The organism is Bdellovibrionales bacterium (assembly GCA_018266295.1).
Taxonomy (GTDB): domain Bacteria; phylum Bdellovibrionota; class Bdellovibrionia; order Bdellovibrionales; family Bdellovibrionaceae; genus JACMRP01.
In genome coordinates, this window is the sequence record JAFEAQ010000008.1 from 281792 (window position 1) to 299871 (window position 18080).

At 48.3% G+C, this 18080-nt stretch carries 15 protein-coding genes; 11 read left to right on the top strand and 4 right to left on the bottom strand.

The genetic code is table 11. From position 1 onward, the window contains the following. Positions 1–109: 109 nt before the first annotated feature. Positions 110–1555, bottom strand: a complete 1446-nt coding sequence (locus JSU04_07380) for a hypothetical protein (GenBank protein MBS1970113.1) — start codon at positions 1553–1555, stop codon at positions 110–112. 102 nt (positions 1556–1657) lie between these two features. On the opposite strand from JSU04_07380, the gene JSU04_07385 reads away from it, so the two are divergent. From JSU04_07385 to murB, 7 genes are all read left to right on the top strand, one after another. After that, the gene (locus tag JSU04_07385) at positions 1658–2734 is read left to right on the top strand and encodes a phospho-N-acetylmuramoyl-pentapeptide-transferase (protein ID MBS1970114.1); all 1077 of its coding nucleotides are present in this window, start codon (positions 1658–1660) and stop codon (positions 2732–2734) included. Positions 2735–2740: 6 nt separating this feature from the next. Beyond that, positions 2741–4129, top strand: a complete 1389-nt coding sequence (gene murD / locus JSU04_07390; GenBank protein MBS1970115.1) for a UDP-N-acetylmuramoyl-L-alanine--D-glutamate ligase — start codon at positions 2741–2743, stop codon at positions 4127–4129. A 52-nt stretch (positions 4130–4181) separates the two neighbouring features. Then, positions 4182–4592: a hypothetical protein gene (locus tag JSU04_07395; GenBank protein ID MBS1970116.1), complete on the top strand. Its 411-nt coding sequence runs from the start codon at positions 4182–4184 to the stop codon at positions 4590–4592. A 68-nt stretch (positions 4593–4660) separates the two neighbouring features. Next, positions 4661–5806, top strand: coding sequence for a putative lipid II flippase FtsW (ftsW, locus tag JSU04_07400; protein MBS1970117.1), 1146 nt, complete (start codon positions 4661–4663; stop codon positions 5804–5806). Then, entirely contained in the window at positions 5803–6897 is a 1095-nt protein-coding gene (gene murG / locus JSU04_07405) for an undecaprenyldiphospho-muramoylpentapeptide beta-N-acetylglucosaminyltransferase (GenBank protein MBS1970118.1), read from the top strand. Before ftsW ends, murG begins: the two co-directional genes overlap by 4 nt. 52 nt (positions 6898–6949) lie before the next feature. Beyond that, entirely contained in the window at positions 6950–8311 is a 1362-nt protein-coding gene (locus JSU04_07410) for a UDP-N-acetylmuramate--L-alanine ligase (protein ID MBS1970119.1), read from the top strand. Further along, on the top strand, positions 8311–9207 hold the full coding sequence (gene murB, locus JSU04_07415) for a UDP-N-acetylmuramate dehydrogenase (GenBank protein ID MBS1970120.1): 897 nt from the start codon (positions 8311–8313) through the stop codon (positions 9205–9207). Before JSU04_07410 ends, murB begins: the two co-directional genes overlap by 1 nt. Before the next feature lie 760 nt (positions 9208–9967). On the opposite strand, the gene JSU04_07420 is transcribed toward murB, so the two are convergent. Beyond that, a complete protein-coding gene (locus tag JSU04_07420) occupies positions 9968–10624 on the bottom strand; it encodes a recombinase family protein (protein ID MBS1970121.1) in 657 nt (218 codons plus the stop codon). 119 nt (positions 10625–10743) lie between these two features. Between JSU04_07420 and JSU04_07425 the strand changes: the two genes are divergently transcribed. Then, positions 10744–11676: a hypothetical protein gene (locus tag JSU04_07425; GenBank protein ID MBS1970122.1), complete on the top strand. Its 933-nt coding sequence runs from the start codon at positions 10744–10746 to the stop codon at positions 11674–11676. A gap of 267 nt (positions 11677–11943) precedes the next feature. Next, a complete protein-coding gene (locus JSU04_07430) occupies positions 11944–12771 on the top strand; it encodes a hypothetical protein (GenBank protein ID MBS1970123.1) in 828 nt (275 codons plus the stop codon). 4 nt (positions 12772–12775) lie between these two features. Here the strand turns inward: JSU04_07430 and JSU04_07435 are convergent, their stop codons facing one another. Both JSU04_07435 and JSU04_07440 read right to left on the bottom strand, forming a co-directional pair. Beyond that, positions 12776–14743, bottom strand: coding sequence for a hypothetical protein (locus JSU04_07435; GenBank protein ID MBS1970124.1), 1968 nt, complete (start codon positions 14741–14743; stop codon positions 12776–12778). A 200-nt stretch (positions 14744–14943) separates the two neighbouring features. After that, positions 14944–15642, bottom strand: coding sequence for a hypothetical protein (locus tag JSU04_07440; protein ID MBS1970125.1), 699 nt, complete (start codon positions 15640–15642; stop codon positions 14944–14946). Positions 15643–15900: 258 nt separating this feature from the next. Here JSU04_07440 and JSU04_07445 point away from each other — a divergent pair, with 258 nt between their 5' ends. Together JSU04_07445 and ftsA are read left to right on the top strand one after the other, a co-directional pair. Then, entirely contained in the window at positions 15901–16647 is a 747-nt protein-coding gene (locus JSU04_07445; GenBank protein ID MBS1970126.1) for a cell division protein FtsQ/DivIB, read from the top strand. A 111-nt stretch (positions 16648–16758) separates the two neighbouring features. Next, the gene (gene ftsA, locus JSU04_07450) at positions 16759–18021 is read left to right on the top strand and encodes a cell division protein FtsA (protein MBS1970127.1); all 1263 of its coding nucleotides are present in this window, start codon (positions 16759–16761) and stop codon (positions 18019–18021) included. Positions 18022–18080 lie beyond the last annotated feature (59 nt).

The window sequence follows — 18080 nt, forward strand, 5'->3', positions numbered from 1 at the left end:
TGTCTTGTTGTTTGAGGCTCTGAACATAGTGTCTTTAGAGAAAAACAGGCCTGTGAAAAACTCAGGATACTGCCTGTTGGCAAAGGCTTTTTGTTGGCTTGCTGATGCCTTACTGCTTGCAGCCGTAAATCCAGAGAGGCGAGCGGCGCACGTTGTTCTCTGGATTGAACTTATAGGCAATGGACTCAATCACATTCACATCGAATTTTTCGAGGAACGTATAGTTCGCAGCCAGGAAGTCTTTGTTGGTTTCGTAAGCTTTTTCATTCAGCGCGATCACAAAATCGCAAGTCTTGTTCAGGTTGAGCTTTACGAAGTCCTTCGTGTAGACGTGCGAAACGTTGTAGTAAGCATTGCGCATAAATGCATCGGGGATCCATTCAATCGTTAAATCAACACTGACGATGTAAGTGTACTGCGGATGTGAATCCATATAGCGAGCCAGATCCGTAATATTTTTTTGCGCCGGGAAGAATGAAGCCGGCACCCACAACACAAAATTCAGCGCAGCCATCGAAATGAGGCGCGCTTTACGCTGCTGCCAGTTTTCTACAAAGTATGTCACAAACGGAGTCATCAAGAAAATCATGACCGGAATCATTGAAATCAAAAAGCGTTCAAACTTATTTGCAAACATCGAATGCAAAACCAAGAAGAGAGCAAGAATGATGAACAGAGAGCGGTAACGGCGGAAGTAATCTTTCATGAATCCTTGTGGATACTTCGCGATCAGCCAAGGGATCAGCATAAATACGAAAATCAACGGAAAGAAGAAATACCACGGGCGGCTGCCGTAGTCGGCGCCGTGCTTGAAATTGTATTCTGCCAAAGCTCGCAGCGAATGATGGAAGCTGCCGCGAAGGAAAATATCGGGAACACCACTCAAGACAAAGAATCCAAGACCTGCAACCCCAGCGATCAAGAAGTGCTTCCATTGTTTATGCATGAGCGGAAGGATCATAAATACCAGCGCACAAAAGCCGGTCTGCTGGCGCAACGTAAAGGCCATCGAAGCGCAGAACACTCCGAAGAGAAGGTCTCGCCAATTTTTCTTCTCATCATAAAGAACTGCAAAGGCGCAGGAGAGCGCAATCCATGGCGCGGACAAAGCTTCAAACATCGGACGCGTTAGCAAACCCGGAGCTGCAAAGTGGAACGCCAGCAGAAGCACGGCGATCTTTGTGAGGTTTTCGCTTCGGTTTCGGAACAGCATGACCGCGGCCCAGGCACTCAAGGCAAAGCCAACGAGGCCCCAGAAGATAATAACAAAGTGATATTGATTGAAAGGCGCTTCGATTCCCAGCTTGTAAGCTAGCTGAGCCGCCATATGCATTGGCAGAATCTGCAGAGGAGTTTTCACGTCATCCGGTTTAATCAACGTCGCAACAGTCGCCTTCTGCGCCGGAAGGTAGCGAGTAATCCCATCCCAGTATTCGTCGGTCGCAATGAAGCCGGTATTAAAGATCACGACGAGGACGTAAACGACCAAAGAAATGAGGATGCAGTTGCGGAGTGAAAGATGCTTCATAGTCTTAGTAAATATAAGTGATTTCAATATCTTGCAAACATTTTCTTGCTTTTTGTTTGGGCTTTGTGTTACACAACGAATTCCAGGCACAAATTAATCTTATCTTTAAGAAAAGGGATTTTTAAAAAGATGCTTTATCAGTGGCTCTATTCCTTAGCGGACCAGTTTTCTCCTTTGAATATCTTCCGCTACATCACCGTTCGCACTTTTATTTCATTCTTTACTTCTTTCTTCATGGCCTGGATGTGGGGTCCTTACTTCATCAACCGCCTCAAAGAAAAACATTTCGGTCAAAGTATTCGCGATGACGGTCCCCAAAGCCATAAAAAGAAAGCCGGCACGCCTACGATGGGTGGCGGGTTGATTTTGTTGAGTGCGATGGTGCCGTGTCTTTTGTGGGTGGATCTTTTGAGCCCACTGGTTCTGGCGGTGATTGCAGTGACGGTCGGTTTCGGTTTGATCGGTTATGCCGATGACTATTTGAAAGTGAGCAAAAAGAACACCAAAGGTCTGTCGGGCAAGATTCGTCTGCTAGGTGAGTTTCTGATTGCGGGGATTACTGTTTTTATTTTGGTTCATTTCAATGATCTATCGACTGTTGTGGCAGTGCCGTTTGCAAAAAATCTGAACATCGATCTTGGTTATTTCTATGTGGTGTTTGCGGCGCTTGTGATCACAGGCACTGCGAATGCGGTTAATTTGACAGATGGTCTTGATGGTCTTGCGATTGTGCCGGTGATTATTTCTGCGAGCACTCTGGGTTTGTTCGCTTATGTCGTCGGTCACTACTCGATTGCGACTTACTTACAGATTCCGCATGTTGTTGGCGCCGGGGAGTTGACTCCTGTAGCGGCTGCGATGGTGGCGGCAGGTCTCGGGTTTCTTTGGTTTAATACTTATCCGGCTCAGGTTTTCATGGGCGATGTGGGGAGCCTTAGCATCGGTGGCTTCCTTGGTATCATGGCGGTGATTACCCGCAATGAGCTCTTGATGGTTTTGCTCGGCGGCGTTTTCGTTGTCGAAGCCTTGTCCGTTATCACTCAGGTGATTTCGTTCAAGCTCACCGGCAAGAGAATTTTCAAGATGGCGCCGATCCATCATCACTTCGAGTTAAAAGGTCTCACTGAGACAAAGATTATTGTGCGATTTTGGATTATCTCCATTTTGTTGGCAGTCCTAAGTTTAGCGACATTGAAATTAAGGTAGGCAGTCATGTTCAGAGAAGTTAGTGAATTAAAAGATAAGAGAATTCTTGTCGTCGGTTTAGGAAAAACCGGTGTGAGCCTCGCGCACTTTTTGTGCAAATACGAAGCTCAAGTGACTGTGACGGATCACAAATCAAAACCAGAGTTGTCAGCACAACTCGAGCAGTGCGAAGGGTTGCCAATCAAGTTTGATTTGGGCGGCCACAGCCCGAAGACATTCTTGCAACAGGATCTCGTGATCTTGAGCCCAGGCGTGCCTTCAAACTTGAAGATCTTCGACTATGCTCGTAGCCAGGGTATCAAAATCACTGGTGAGTTCGAATTCAGCGCGGGCTTTATTAAAGAGCCTATCATCGGTATCACGGGGACTAACGGTAAAACGACGGTAGCGCGTTTGATCGAAGCTTTCTTGAATAAATCAGACATCAAATCATGGGTTGGGGGTGCGAGTGAAAAGCCTCTCGTTGATTACCTTCGCCTGGATGACAAAGCTCAGGTTGTGATCGCCGAAGTATCAAGCTTCATGCTTGAGCACAGCGAGAACTTCAATCCAATGAATGTTGTTTTCACGAACTTGGCTGAAAACCACTTGGATCGTTATCGTTCCATGGAAGAGTACGTGAACGCAAAACGCCGTATCTTCAAAAACACGAACCAAGCTACTACGAGTATTTTGAATGCTGACGACAACGCGGTTGTCGAGTTGGCGCGTGATCCTCAGGTTCAGCGCGGAAGAATTTTCTACTTCTCTCGCAAACCGGCTTTGGAGCCGCAAATCATGAACATCGGTGGCGCCGTGAATATCGGTGATGAAATCCGTGTTCGTACCGGTCCAGACATCGAGTACTACACGATCAAGGGCATGAAGATGAAAGGTAAGCACAACATCGAGAATTTGATGGCGGCGATCCTTGCAGCTCGTGAACATGGTGCTAAGCACGATGCGATCCAAACTGTGATCAACGGTTTTGCCAATCTTGCTCATCGTATCGAGTACGTGCGCAAAGTGGGTGGCGTTCAGTTCTACAACGACTCGAAAGCGACGAACGTTCACGCCGTTCTTCGTGCGTTGGATACTTTCGATGAAAACGTGATTCTGATTGCGGGTGGTAAAGACACCAACCTCAATTACGAACCGCTTCGTAACATCGTGAAGCGCAAAGTTAAGACCTTGATCCTGGTCGGTGAAGCCAAAGAGCGCATCAACCGCGATCTTGGGGATTATAGCGAAACTTTCTTGATTGGCACTTTCGAAGAAGCGGTCTTGATCGCTTATCAGAAGTCCAGAATTGGTGACATCGTCTTGCTCTCTCCAAGCTGCTCGAGCTTTGATATGTTTGATAGCTTTGAAGAGCGCGGTGATTACTTCAAGGAAATCGTTCGTAAGTTCCATTAATTAAAAATCACCGCTTTGCATGCGCCGCCTACGGGGCGGGGGAGTAGAAGCTGTGATTAAATTAATTTCTGTATTCGGCATGTTAGGTCTATTGGCTCTGACGGGATGCGCTTCCAGCGCGTACAAAGCCCGTCAAGAGCAACGCGAGAAGCTCGCAAATTCTGCGGGCCTCTACTGCGAGTGGATTAACGGCGATAAACATTCTGATATCGACGTTGAACTCAATCTGCAGATGGCAAAACGCTGTGATTCATCTCGCCCCTTCACTTTGACTCCTTATAAAAACACAGCAGACCAAAACGGAATCATGTATTGCTGTGCCATGGCAGGCGCCGAGCAAAAAGTAGCTCGTAAGGCGGCTCCGGCTCAGTCATCTACGAAAGATGCTGCTGCGGCGGCAGTGACGGCTCCAGCGGGAAAAGTAGCTGGACCTCAGTCCGAAGATATCGTCGAAGACAAATAGTCTAGTTTTATTTTGACTGGAAGACGGCCTGCGAACTCCTTGCTTACAATAAAGCAGAGGAGTTTCGCATGCTTCGCTATCTTTCCAGTAGTCTCTTTCTGTCAGTGATCGCCTTGATCGGTATCGGTCTTGTTCAAGTCTATAGTTCTAGTTTCATCTTCGCGATCGAATCCTACGGCGATGGGCTCTTCTTCTTCAAAAAACAATTGGTGTTTGCCCTCATCGCTTTTGCCGCGTTGATCGGCGCGATTCACATTCCATTTAAGTACATCGAAAAATACGGCTGGCTCATGTGGGTTGGGGCCGCAGGTCTTGTGCTTTCAACTTTTATCCCGGGCGTGGGTGTTCGCGTCGGTGGGGCGATTCGTTGGATTCAATTACCACTCGGAATTCGTTTCGAGCCGGCAGAGCTTTTGAAAATTTCTTTCAGTCTTTTGTTTGCAAGTCTTATCTGTCGTCAGCAAAACTTCCTGGCAAAATTAAAATGGCCGGTGCTTGTCGCCTTGGTCCTCGTGCCAATGGGTTTGCTTTTGAAGCAACCTGACTTCGGAAGCTTCGCGATCATTCTGATGGTGGGCGTGGGTTTGCTGTTTGCATTCGGTCTTCGCTGGCGCTATATCGCGGCGGCGGCTACGGTGATTCTGCCTGCGGTTTACTTCCTGGTGATGGCGGTTCCTTATCGTCGTGCGCGTGTTCTTGCCTTCTTGGATCCTTGGTCAGACCCGGCATCACGCGGCTTCCAGGTGATTCAAAGTATGTTGAGCTTTCACTCCGGCGGTTTGACGGGAGCAGGGATCGGGCAAGGCCAAGGAAAGCTCTTCTTCTTGCCAGAAGCGCACACGGATTTCACATTGGCAGTGTTCGGTGAAGAAATGGGTTTCGTAGGATTCTTGATCATTCTCAGTCTTTACGGTTTCGTAGTGATGCGCGGAATTCAAATCGCTGTTCGCGCGGAAGAGCCGTTCAAAAAATCCATGGTGCTCGGTTTGACTCTGTCTTTCGCTCTGTCTGTGTTTATCAATGCAGGCGTTGTCATGGGACTTTTGCCGACGAAGGGTTTGACGTTACCGTTCTTAAGTTACGGCGGAAGTTCTCTCGTCGTTTTGTGTTTTACATTTGGCCTGATTTTAAATGTTGAAAATTCGCTGGAATCGGGGGACCTTTCTAAAAAGTTTGGAAGAGCCCGATGGGATCAATCAAAGGTAAAAAAATAATGAGTCGCAAAAATGTCGTGATCGCTGGTGGCGGAACCGGTGGTCATATCTATCCTGGAATTGCTATTGCCCGCGCCATCAAAGCTCAACACCCTGATTTTGAAATTCATTTCGTTGGAACACCGGCCGGCCTTGAAAATAAAATCGTACCGCGAGAAGGCTTCCCTCTGCATCACATCAGCATCGGTAAGTTGAATCACGCCGGTGGCTTTAAAAGTAAAATCATGACGATCCTCGGAATGCCACGTGCATTCGTGCAGTCGATTGCTCTATTAATGGAGCTAAAACCGCAGGCCGTTCTCGGGGTGGGTGGTTATGCTTCAGGGCCTTTCGTTTTGGTCGCAAGCCTGCTGGGATTCCGCACGGCGATTTGGGAACCGAATGCGTTCCCAGGAATGACCAATCGTTGGTTGTCCCGAGTTGTGGGTAAAAGCTTTGTGGTCTTTGAAGAGGCCGCAAGGTTTCTAAAAAGTAACGCGATCTCACAGGTGGGGCTTCCGATTCGTAAAGAGGTCGAAGCTCTGGCTAAAAAAGATTCTTCGAACAATGTAGGGAAAGACGGACAGGAATTTCACATCCTCGTGTTTGGCGGCAGCCAAGGAGCCCGTAGTATTAATATGGCAGTGCAAGAAGCCGTATTAAAGGGGGGATCGTGGCTTTCCAATACCAAAATTATTCATCAGACGGGTCCCGCGGATTACGCCAATGTCTCTGAAGCTTACAAGGGACACTCTCAAGTCGAAACTCACGAATATCTCTATCAAATGGAGAAGAACTACGAGTGGGCGGATATCATTATTTGCCGCGCCGGCGCGAGCACTGTGGCGGAAGTGGCGGCGTGCGGAAAGCCTGCCATTTTCATTCCATTGCCATGGGCTGCCGATGATCATCAGCGTAAAAACGCCGAGACTCTCTTTGAGCAAAAAGCCTCCGCCATGATTCTGCAGAAGGATTTAACTCCTGACACTCTGATACAGCAGATCGAATTTTTGAAAAACAATACACAAGCTCGTGAAGAAATGAGAAAAAACCTAACGAAGTTCTACAAGCCTCAGGCCGCAGAGAAAATGGCCGAACTTCTCTTGGCTTAACTTGCGAGTTAATTTGCGAATTGAGCCGGTTTTTTTAGAATAGGAAAATCCAATGCGTTTAGAAAAAACAAAATTCCATTTTGTCGGGGTCGGCGGGATCGGCATGTGCGGTCTTGCGGAGTTGCTTCACAATATGGGTGCGATCGTTTCAGGCAGTGACTTGTCAGAAAATGCCAACACCGAACGTTTGAAAGAAATGGGCATTAAGGTTTACAAAGGCCATGCAGCTGCCAATGTGGGCGATGCGGATGTGGTGGTGTATTCCAGCGCTGTTCAGAACTCGAATCCTGAAATCGCCGATGCCCGTGCAAAGCAAATCCCTTTGATTCCGCGTGCAGAAGCTTTGGCTGAAATCATGCGTATTAAACGCGGCATCGCCGTTGCGGGAACTCACGGTAAAACCACAACAACAAGTATGACTTCCGCTGTGTTCATGGAAGCAAACTTAAAGCCGACAATTTTTGTGGGCGGCCGCTTTGAGTTGATCAAATCCACAGCCTTGCTTGGCGATGGTGAGTGGATGGTCGCTGAGGCTGATGAAAGCGATGGCAGTTTCCATAAGCTCAGCCCCGAGATCGCGATCATCACAAATATCGACTCGGATCACTTAGATCATTTTAAAACTTTCGAAAACTTGCAGAAGTCTTTCTACGACTTTGCTTTGCGTGTTCCTTTCTATGGCGCCACGATCATTTGCGGCGACGATCCGAAAGTGCATGCGCTATTTGAAAATTTCCCAAAGCGTGCGTTGTTTTATGGTTTTGAAGACAAGAACGACTTCATTCTTCAAGGTGAGCAAGGCAAATACAGTCTTTTCCGCCGCGATTATAAAACCGGCGAAAAAACAAAGATGGGCGACTTCGGTTTGAAAGTTCCGGGCCGTCACAATGCTTTGAACGCGACCGCCGCAATCCTTGCGGGGATCACGGCTGGTGTTGATTTCGCGACCTGTGCAAAAGGTCTTCAGCGCTTTGAAGGTGTTGATCGCCGCTTCCACTTTAAGGGCGAGAAAAAAGGCATTCGTATTTACGACGATTACGGACATCATCCAACGGAAGTGCGCGCAGTTCTGCAAGCCTTCCGCGAGAAGTATCCGGATAAGCGCTTGGTGGTTTACTTTCAGCCGCATCGTTATTCTCGTACTCAGCACTGCTGGCATGATTTCACGACGTGCTTCTCGCAAGCCGATCAGGTCTTGGTGACGGATATTTATCCAGCAGGAGAAACTCCGATTCCAGGAATTAATTCTGAGAAACTTGTTGAAGAGATGAAACACAAGCAAGCCGAATACTTTGTGCGTGATACTCAATCTTCAGACAAGATCCTTGGCCGGTTGCAACCAGGCGATGTGTTCATCACTTTGGGGGCGGGCGACGGTTGGAAACTCGGTCTTGAGGTTTTGAATAAAATCTAATGGAAATTAAGAAGAACGTCTCCTTAGCAGAATACACATCTTGGATGGTTGGCGGGCCGGCAGAATACTTCTGTTTGCCTGAGACTGAAGCAGACGTGCGCGAAGCTTTGCTGTGGGCTCATAACAACAACCAGCCAGTCACCTTGTTTGGTGGTGGGACGAATGTTCTGATCTCTGATAAAGGCATTCGCGGTCTTGTGATGTGCTTACGCCGCTTCTCGGGCGTTGAGAGCAAAGAAGTGAACGGCCGCCTTGAGATCACCGCGATGGCAGGGACTGCAAAGTCGGAACTCCTTAAGGTTTTCCTGAAAAACAAACTCGCACCGGCGCTGTTCCTCGCAGGTCTCCCTGGAGATGTCGGTGGCGGTGTCGTGATGAACGCGGGTGTGGCCGAGGGCTTTGTGCCTCGCGAATTCGTTGAAATCACCGACTGGGTTGAAGTGCTGCGTTTGAAAGACGGGCAGTTTATAACTCAGAGATTCACCAAAGATCAAATTCACTGGGAATACCGTCACTCGAAAGGCTGGCAGCCGGGCGTGATCACTCGCGTAGGACTCAGCTGGCCGATGCAGCCGGATGCAACGATCTTGGATCAGGTGAAGAGCGCCAACAAGACTCGTCTGTCGAAGCAACCGCTCGATATGCCAAGCTGTGGTTCAGTGTTCAGAAATCCCACCGGGCACAAGGCCGCGCAACTCATCGATGGCTGTGGGCTTAAGGGTTACACCGTCGGTGGCGCACAGGTTTCGTTAAAGCACGCAAACTTCATCGTGAACTTAGGAGAAGCCAAAGCCATGGATATGTGGCACATCATTGAACACGTTCGTAGCACGGTGAAGAGTCTTAAGAGCGTGGAGTTGCAAACAGAAGTCGTCCGACTCGGCGAATGGAATTAGGTGCCAGGTCCTGTTTCTGGTTGCAGCGCTTCTTGATTGCGGCGAAGCGATGCGCCACTGAATTTATCAACTAAAAGCAAAAAGCCCTGGCTTGGAAGTCAGGGCTTTTTTGATTGAGCAGTGTATCGAAGACGAGGTAAATATTCAACTCCTTGGGACAGGCGTTTTTTAGCATGAGTTATGATATTACTCACTTCTTTTTAAGAGTCTCGTATTTTGACCACAAAGTGTGCCAAGCCAATGGCGCAGCAGATTTCCGGTGTCGCTACCCTGAAGCCGCGCTCCCGGCGCCCCTCACTGGAACCAGCAAATACTCGACATGCAATCGCCGGTCTCATATAGAACGACCACGAACTTACTTCAAAACGTTTATATTGAATTGTTTTTGCGTGGCAACTCGTTAATATCTGTGCTGCTTTTGGAGGCCGACATGCAACGGACATTATTGAGCTTAGTTTTTGGAATTCTACTGGTAGGGTGCGCTAGTCATTCAGTAAAACCTCAAGTATCAGCAGAACGCTCTTCAAAAGAGGAAGAGTGCCTTCGCAAGATCGTCGGCGATCGCACCTACGGAAACGAGGTCCCCGCTGAAGAAATACTCGCGTATTCAGGTGGAGAATGGAAAGTTCGGCAAGTTCGAGTCTTTCAAAAAATTATCGTAGGAAAATCGCCTGCCATCTATTTTGCCTACGTCGTAGAGCCCATCAATGCAGCGAAAGACATTGACCAATCCAACACCAAGATAACACTTCTCTGTGAATCAAGTCCTGAATATCGAGCTCAAAACAACTCGATTATGTTCCCGACATCTTTTGATGCGGTCCATGGGTATTATAGTGAAGTCGCGAAAGTCCAAGCGGATCTTGATCAATATTCGGTGTTTAATAAAACGGCCTGGTTTAGCGCGCAAAAGGGAAATTTTATGATCGACCTTGATAAAGTTCAGGCATCTGGTCTTGTAACAAAAGTCATTAAACTCACTTCTAAAGAAGCTGACATTCGACATCAGGTTGAGGCAACTACCGACGAATACTATGCAGAGATACTCAGCTCTGCGTCCTACGAGCTTCGTGGTTTGCCTAGATAAAATTATGCTAAAAATCTCACCAAGCGATAAGGCTCTGCCACTTCCTAGCTTATTTTGGTCGATTTTATAACCCATCGGAAAAGAGCCGCCATTATAGAGCCCTCGTTTTGCACGTGCCAAGAATGAATGGGAAATGCGTTTAGCCGTTTGTTCCCTTTCAAACTCCGCAATATTTGCCATCATGTACCTGACAAGCTCGCCAGCCGCAGTGGAAGTATCAAAATTTTCTTTGACACTTAAAACATGCACTGATGCTTTTCTAAAAACTCTTTTAGAATTGAGAAGTCCCGAATAGTGTGTGAACCTTGAGAGTTCCGTTACAAAGATCATATCAAGTATAAAATCCAAATATTTTCGATTCAATCTATGATCAGATTTAAGCAGACCTGTTGACGGTAGGGCGCCGCTTTGTCGTGGACCCTCCAGATAAAACCACTTAAGATGCTTTCATGGCTAAAAAGATGCTCGCGCGCCCTCAATCTGAAGTTCGTTATTTTTTAAAAGATGTCGAAACAATTGCGGCGCTGCCGACTTCAAAAAAATATCAGAAAATGGTTTTGCCGGAGTATCCTTTCGATGCGCAGCTATTACATGCAAGCCGTCTATACCGTGAAAGCCGCAAGCTGTACTTATCTGTGGGCGGAATTTATTCGCCGCGGGTGTGTTCGACCATGCGCTCGCTCAGTGCGCAGGATTTATTTAAAGACGAGATCGAGTACACACCGTCGCTGTCGGAAGTGATGTGGTTTAAAGATCACTTTCAGGAAGTCGCTGATCCTGAGGCCGAGGTCAAAGCGTTGATTCGCTTTAATGAGATCTCGCTCTACCATGAACAAAACCACCGTGTGCTGTGGCGTTTATTGCCACCGGCACCCACGGAAGAGCGTGATCTTTCCCGCTATTTGAATTTTGCGGAAAGCCTGGTCGTGGTTTTGGACTTAGCATTGGGTGATGAACTCGGCCGCAAACTTTCTCCGGTCTTAGAAAGCATGAAGGTCATTTATCGGCCTGGCGGCGAACATGCTTGGCATCGCAAATCGAAGTCCGTGTATCGCCAGTACTTGCTGGCGTTATTGTGCACGACTTATTTAGCACTCGAAGTGGTGCACAACGACGATATCTTAAAGGCCGTGGATTATCTTTTGCCGGGGCAAAAAACTATGAACAAACAGGCGGTCCCTCGAGGCCTCCAGCTCAGTGAGCTCTTCACGCGGGTCACAAACCCCGAATGGCAAAAGCGCTACTGGAAAGACGCTGCGAAGAAGCTCCAGAAAATGCACAAGGGCTCAGAGGAGAATACGCTGTACATGCCAGAAGATCCCTTGGATCTTGAGGCTGAGTTTTTTTACGCCCATCGCGTGTTTGATTACTACGGGTTGTAGAAGTATCAAAGACCTTACCCCCAAGGCTTGGATTTTTCGTTTTTGTAGGGAATAAGAACGTTTCCTTCGAGGACAAGAACGCTCTTGTTTTCGCATTCATAGCTTTCGTTTTTTTCTCGCGCATAATTTACGTTGATGTGTAGAGAAAAAATAAAATATCACCGACGCTTATTGGCACTTTTAATACTTGTTTGCTGCTCTCGAGCATATTCGCAAACACTTCCGTTTACATTTTGGAAAAAACCACCCAGTCCACCTATTGTGATCGTGATTACCTCAGGCCCTTCGTGGACTGTGCCTTCAGACTGGAACAACTCGAATAATAAAATAGAGCTCATTGGCGGCGGAGGCGGATCAAAGAGCAGCGGCGGTTGCAATAATGGCCGTGGTGGCGGTGGTGGGGGAGCGTACGCTCTTAAGAATAACTACACACTCACTCCAGGTGCTTCGATTAACATTCAGGTGGGCGCGGCCGGAGCCGCCACCGGCACTGCCGGAGGAGATACTTGGTTTGTTAGCAGCGCAACGATTCTTGCTAAAGGCGGCAGTGGGGCTACGAGCTCCAGTGGCGCCGCAGGAGGAGCGGCTTCGCCGACGAGTCTTGGTGATGTGACTTACGCCGGTGGCAATGGCGGCAGTGGCACGAGTTGGGAAGGTGCCGGCGGTGGCGGTGCTGCCGGGCCGAATGGAGCAGGCAAAAATGGCGGCTCTGCGGGAAGCGGTGGAGCGGGCGGCGGAGGCGGCAGTGGTGGTGGCTCCGCGGGAAGCAATGGAACTGCCAGCGCTGGCGGTGCCGGAGGAAATAATTTTGCCGGCGCCGGTGGAGGCGCTGGTGGAACTGGCAACGGCACGGCTGGAACTGATGGTGCCGGCGGTGGTGGTGGTGCTGATAGTAAAAGTGGTGGCAATGGTGGTTCAGGATCGGACTTGTCTTCAGTAGACGGTGCCGGAGCTGGTGGCGGCGGCGGAGGAGGTGGCGATAGTCGTCTTGGTGGCAATGGTGGCGGTTATGGCGGCGGAGCGGGCGGTTCCGGTGATTGTGCCGGAGGCGCCACTGGAGGAGCGGGCGTGATCGTTGTTACATACACGCCCTGAGTTTTTAGTTCAGTTTTAAACCTGCAGAACGCGCCAACCAGTAAACATACAAGTAGTCGACAGCGTTGTTGGTGCTACCGCGTGAAGAGCTGCCTTGGTAACCGAAGTACAGGCCTTTCCACATGAAGTTGTCGCTGATACCTGCACTTTCAAACGCAGGGTAAGAGTACAAGCTTTCGAAGAACCATTCGGTTGCGCCAATTTTTTTGTTGGCAGCTTTCCAGAACATAGCCGGAAGGGGGCTCACGCACCATTCATTGCTGATAGTGTGATCGTAAGTAAGATCCATTTGCGGGCGCGGATATGGGAACTCACGCAATGTCCACGACGAGAAATCCACGGCGCTCATGAAGTACGTGTCTGTGAATCGTTTACGAAACTGATCACCGCGAGTGCCTTTTGAAAAAGCGTATTTGTAAGCCGCAAACGTATAATAGGCATGACGAGTCGGCGAGTAAGTCACCCATGCATCCATCAAGCGCTCGCGCAGACGGTCGCGGATTTTATTTTCGCCGAGCATATCAGCCAGAGTAATTTCATTAATGAAATTCAAGATGTTGAGATTCACTCCGCTCCAGTCGCCAATTCCGTTCCAATAGAAAGTGGTGTTGAAAAGGTAACCGCCGAAAGCGATGTCTTTATCGCGATACATCTTGTGGAATTTTGTTTTATAAACTGGATCCTTTAAAATTAATGCCGCGATTCCATAAGCTGCCGGTTTATTGCCTTCTTTCTCTTCAAGAATATTGAGCTCTAAAAGGCGCTTGGTTGCTTGAACCATGTCAGCGCGGAATGGATCGTTCTCAGGAATCACGATGTGGGCCCACAGCAACGCGTGCGTAATCCCGCGAACCATGTCGTTGTTACCGCCATCCAGCCAAGTGATATCCGAGTAGTCACCGGTGCCACGATGCCAGCGCTCGCCCAGATTTTCATTGCCTTTGTAAGGCATGATCGAGCGTGCGAATTGTTTTTTATCGCCCGTGATATTGAGCAAGATGAAGATCCCACGGAGTGAGCGCTTCATGTTCTCGATTGCTTTTTGATCTTTTGTTACTTGGTAGCGCATAGCTTCGGTCGCTACATACATGCCTGTCCAAAGACACGCATCGTAGTCGTTGTGCTGACCGGTCATGTTGCCATTGCCGTCAAAGGACGCGTAGCTCACGATGCCGTATTCGTTCAGACGATATTTTTGCATATCGACGCCAAAGCCGTCGGCTTTTTGATCCAGAGTCGAAGCATAGGCATTTCTGCGCATCAGCGATTCAGACAAGCTGATGGTATCCACTGGCTTATTCGCAACGCGAATGATGTCGTGATTTCTGCGATAGAAGTTAAAATCCGTTGGATCAAAAACCACGATGGGATTTTCATTCTTAAATTCAGGACGGTCTGCATATTTCTTAATCGTAGGATGCTCATCAAACTTGATGCGCGTTTTTGCGATCTTCATTCCGAGGCGAACCACGGCGGGAACGCCTTTATCACCTTTAGCATCGAGAAGTTGGCGTTCATTCTGATAGGGAGCTTGCGCGCCCACAGCTTGTGGGTTGCTGATTTTTTCGTAGAAAGAACCACCTGCCGGTGTGCTGAACTGAGCTTGGTACTCGTCACCCTTCGCTTCGTAGCTCACAGAGAAGTCCGTTGTCGTATTGTAGAGCTTCGGATCGCGGGTGAAGCCTTCGGCGCTCACCATGAAGTCGCTGTTTTTCAGAGAAAACTTCGGGTTGCCTTGGGCATCGGTGTCACCTTGCCACACTTCCTGAACTTTGAGGTTTTGGAATTTGTATTCGTCGTAAGTGATCACGCGAGTGACGAGGGTACCGCCATCATAAGGACGAAATTCGATTTGGCCGGTGTAAGAACCGTGCTGGCTATTGATTCCGCGCACTTGCCAAAGGCCGGCAGGAACCGCAGCGAAGCTCAGGATGGGGGCGAAAAGTAGACTCGTAAACACAAGCGTTTTCATAGGTTTTCTCCTCGGGCTCCTCTATACAAGAAGGAGGCCAAAGAGTTCGGGAGCAAGCTGACACCTAATTCCACGTAAAGCCCGGGAACGTGTAAAATTCACCGGGCTGTCTAGGGATTGGTCAGTGAGAAATCAGTGCGAGTCAACTAGCGTTCTTTGATCGCGATGACAGCGCCGAGATAGCGATTGCCTGAGGTGCTTCAGCCAGTCGTTGTGAGATTGCCCGTGGCTTGAGGGTTCAGATAAAGACGATCGAAGATGTAGATCGACTGAGCATTCGTCGTGTCGACGTTGGCAGCTCTTTGAGTGAAGCCTGTGGGGGCTGTGAGTGTGCTTGCGCGCGAGGTTTCGGTTGTGCAGTGAACGACTCGGGTCGCTGTTGAGACTGTTGTCAGGCCCGTCATCGATACAGAGCTCGTGCTTACAGTGCCTGCGCTGAAAACGGGGGTGGTATCTTCGGGGGTATTTGTGTCTGGCGATGAGTAAGCGACAATCACACCCATCGAGTAATTCGCAGATTCCGTGAAGTTAAATGTGAAGCTAGCAGCCTCAGAGCCGTCGACAATTCTGCGGTAAACGGAGGTGATGTATTGATTTCCACTTGATTGAATTGAACCAAGAAGTGTCCAGCCTGAAGGAGTTACTGTTGAATTTGTCGTGTCATAATCATTGGTCCATATACATGCGTAAAGAACATCGTTGGTAATGACGCCACTGGGTTTTGCGAGGACGATACTTGCGCCGCTGGCTTGAGAGATAGCGGCGCCGGCACTTCGAAACTCCGCTCCATGCTTGCGCCAAAATCCGAAGGGGATGGTGCTGCTACTGCCATGAAATGAAAATAGGAATAGGATTGAAAAAGCGAAGACACGAAGCCATACAGAGGTTGAAATACGCATTCTTAAATTGTCCGACTTTTACTTTTAAATAAGCAGGGAAAACCAAAACCTGCTTTTAATAAATGATTTAAATCGTGGGGAAATTTTTCGAAAATTTGGTAAGGAAATGTAACGGTACACTTTTTGGTAGAGGAACCTCTCAAAAGGTCAATCAGTTTTTCTGAGACATTTCACTCATCCAAAGTCCAGACGGTGTAAATGCCGTCCACAACTCGTAAGCGTTTTTGTTATACTGGAGGCACTTGTGAGGTTCTCAAATTGAAAAAGCTCATCCTGAAATTGTTCGTAGCATTTTTTGTTCTCCCGTCGGTGATTGCGGGTTCGATGTATTGGCTCAATCAAAAAGGTTTTTTCAATATCAACGAAGTGCAAATCGTTCTTGTCGATTCGCCAGAATCTCAGTCGAATTTTTATTCTCCAATGGCCGATAAACTTGAAAAGCAGATGCTCGAGTTCAAAGGGCAATCGCTGTGGTCCGTGAAACTTTCAGAAGTTGTGGGTTTGCTCAACTCGCAAAACTGGATTGAGCATCACAGCATCAGTCGCAGCTGGCCGAGTGGTTTGACGGTGAAAATCAAACCTCATGACATCAAGCTCGTTTACCTGGGAAAAAACGGCAAATACATGCCGATCATTTCTGACGGCAGCTTTTTGGATACGGTGGATTCCAAACAAGCTCCAGATGTAACCCTGCTTGAAGGCGAAAATTTCTTGCAGAAAAAAGAGCTTCGCCAAAAAGCTGTGCAAGTTCTTAAGGAAATTCCGAACGAAGGAACCTTCAGCCGAAAAACAATTTCGGAAATCAGATACGATCAAAAAGATGGTTTTTCGATGACGATGATGAAGACCGGAATACAGGTCAAGATCGGCGAAGAACAGGTCGGAATTAAAAGTGCTCGAGTCTCACAAGTTGTTGATTATCTTCAGACTCGTCAATTTGACGCGCGCGTCATAGACGCCAATCTGTCAAAGAAAGTTCTTGTCAGGTTGCGCAACGATCCCTAAGCTAAAGTCAAGGCAAACTGAAGTCCAGAGACTTTTGTCTGTCTGAATTCCCTGAAGAATTAGGGAATTAATGAGGACCATTTGGTCGGACTTTATTGTTAGGACTTAAGGATGAGCAACATAAAACCGAAAGCACCGGTGCTGGCTGGCCTTGATATTGGTTCCACGAAAGTTTGTTTTGTCATCGGCACGGTAAATCCTGAAGGTAAGATTGATGTCGCGGGAGTCGGAACAGCTCCTAATACTGGCATCCGACAAGGCGTTGTCGTTAACATCGAAGCCACTACTGAATCCATCAAAAAAGCAAAAGAAGAAGCAGAACTCATGAGCGGTTATTCCGTGAATGAAGTGTGGGTTGGCGTGTCCGGCACACATATCACTTCTTTTGATTCTAAAGGTATGGTCGCGATCAAAAATAAAGAAGTGACCAACCAAGACATCGAACGCGTGATCGAAGCTGCGAAAGCAGTGGCGGTCCCAGCGGATCGCAATGTCCTTCACGTATTGCCTCGTGAATACAAAGTCGACGGCCAAGACGGGATCACAGATCCTATCGGTATGTCGGGTGTGCGCTTGGAAGCAAGCGTTCACATCGTGACCGGCGGCCACACAGCTTTGCAAAACTCTGTAAAATGTGTCGAGAAAGCCGGCCTTCGCGTCAGCGGTCTTGTCTTGAATCAGCTCGCAGCTTCTGCGGCCGTGTTGAGTGAAGATGAGAAAAACCTCGGAGTCTGCGTTGTGGATATGGGCGGCGGCACTTGTGACGCTGTTTATTTCTCAAACGGCAGCGTGGCTCACACATCTATTATTCCGATCGGTGGCCACCACTTCACACACGATGTGGCGGTGGGCTTGAGAACTCCTCAAGTATCGGCGGAAGACCTTAAGAAAAAATATGGCTGCGCAATGGCTTCTATGGTGAACGAAAACGAAACCATCGAAGTGGAAGGTGTTGGCGGTCGTAAATCCCGTTTGATTCCTCGCAAAGATCTCGCGGATGTTTTGGAAGCACGCGCTGAAGAAACTTTGAACCTCATCGCAAACGATATGCGTATGAGCGGATTATTGCCTATGATGGGATCTGGCTTGGTACTGACAGGTGGCGCGAGCCAACTCGATGGCCTAGTTGAAATGGGTGAATTTATTTTTGATATTCCTGTTCGTCGCGGTGGCCCTAGTAAAGTGGGCGGACTTATTGATGTGGTGAAGTCCGGCGAATTCTCTGCGGCGGTGGGATTGTTGTTGTATGGCCTCAGTCAGCGTAAAGATCTGATTGTGCAAAGCCAGCAAGGACAAGGTGAAATGATTAATTTGGGCGAATCCATCGATGGCTTGGCTCAAAAAGTAAAAGATTTTTTTGGACAGATTTTTTAAAAGTTTATCTCTCAAGTGTTTAATAGTTATCAGCGCAGGGATGCGCATAAAAGTTTTAG

Bases quoted from the DNA above. Each gene is read 5' to 3' on its own strand.
- murD (MBS1970115.1), top strand. From the start codon at position 2,741: ATGTTCAGAGAAGTTAGTGAATTAAAAGATAAGAGAATTCTTGTCGTC.
- murB (MBS1970120.1), top strand. From the start codon at position 8,311: ATGGAAATTAAGAAGAACGTCTCCTTAGCAGAATACACATCTTGGATG.
- JSU04_07440 (MBS1970125.1), bottom strand. From the start codon at position 15,642: ATGCGTATTTCAACCTCTGTATGGCTTCGTGTCTTCGCTTTTTCAATC.
- JSU04_07420 (MBS1970121.1), bottom strand. From the start codon at position 10,624: ATGATCTTTGTAACGGAACTCTCAAGGTTCACACACTATTCGGGACTT.
- ftsW (MBS1970117.1), top strand. From the start codon at position 4,661: ATGCTTCGCTATCTTTCCAGTAGTCTCTTTCTGTCAGTGATCGCCTTG.
- ftsA (MBS1970127.1), top strand. From the start codon at position 16,759: ATGAGCAACATAAAACCGAAAGCACCGGTGCTGGCTGGCCTTGATATT.
- JSU04_07410 (MBS1970119.1), top strand. From the start codon at position 6,950: ATGCGTTTAGAAAAAACAAAATTCCATTTTGTCGGGGTCGGCGGGATC.
- JSU04_07435 (MBS1970124.1), bottom strand. From the start codon at position 14,743: ATGAAAACGCTTGTGTTTACGAGTCTACTTTTCGCCCCCATCCTGAGC.
- JSU04_07385 (MBS1970114.1), top strand. From the start codon at position 1,658: ATGCTTTATCAGTGGCTCTATTCCTTAGCGGACCAGTTTTCTCCTTTG.
- JSU04_07425 (MBS1970122.1), top strand. From the start codon at position 10,744: ATGGCTAAAAAGATGCTCGCGCGCCCTCAATCTGAAGTTCGTTATTTT.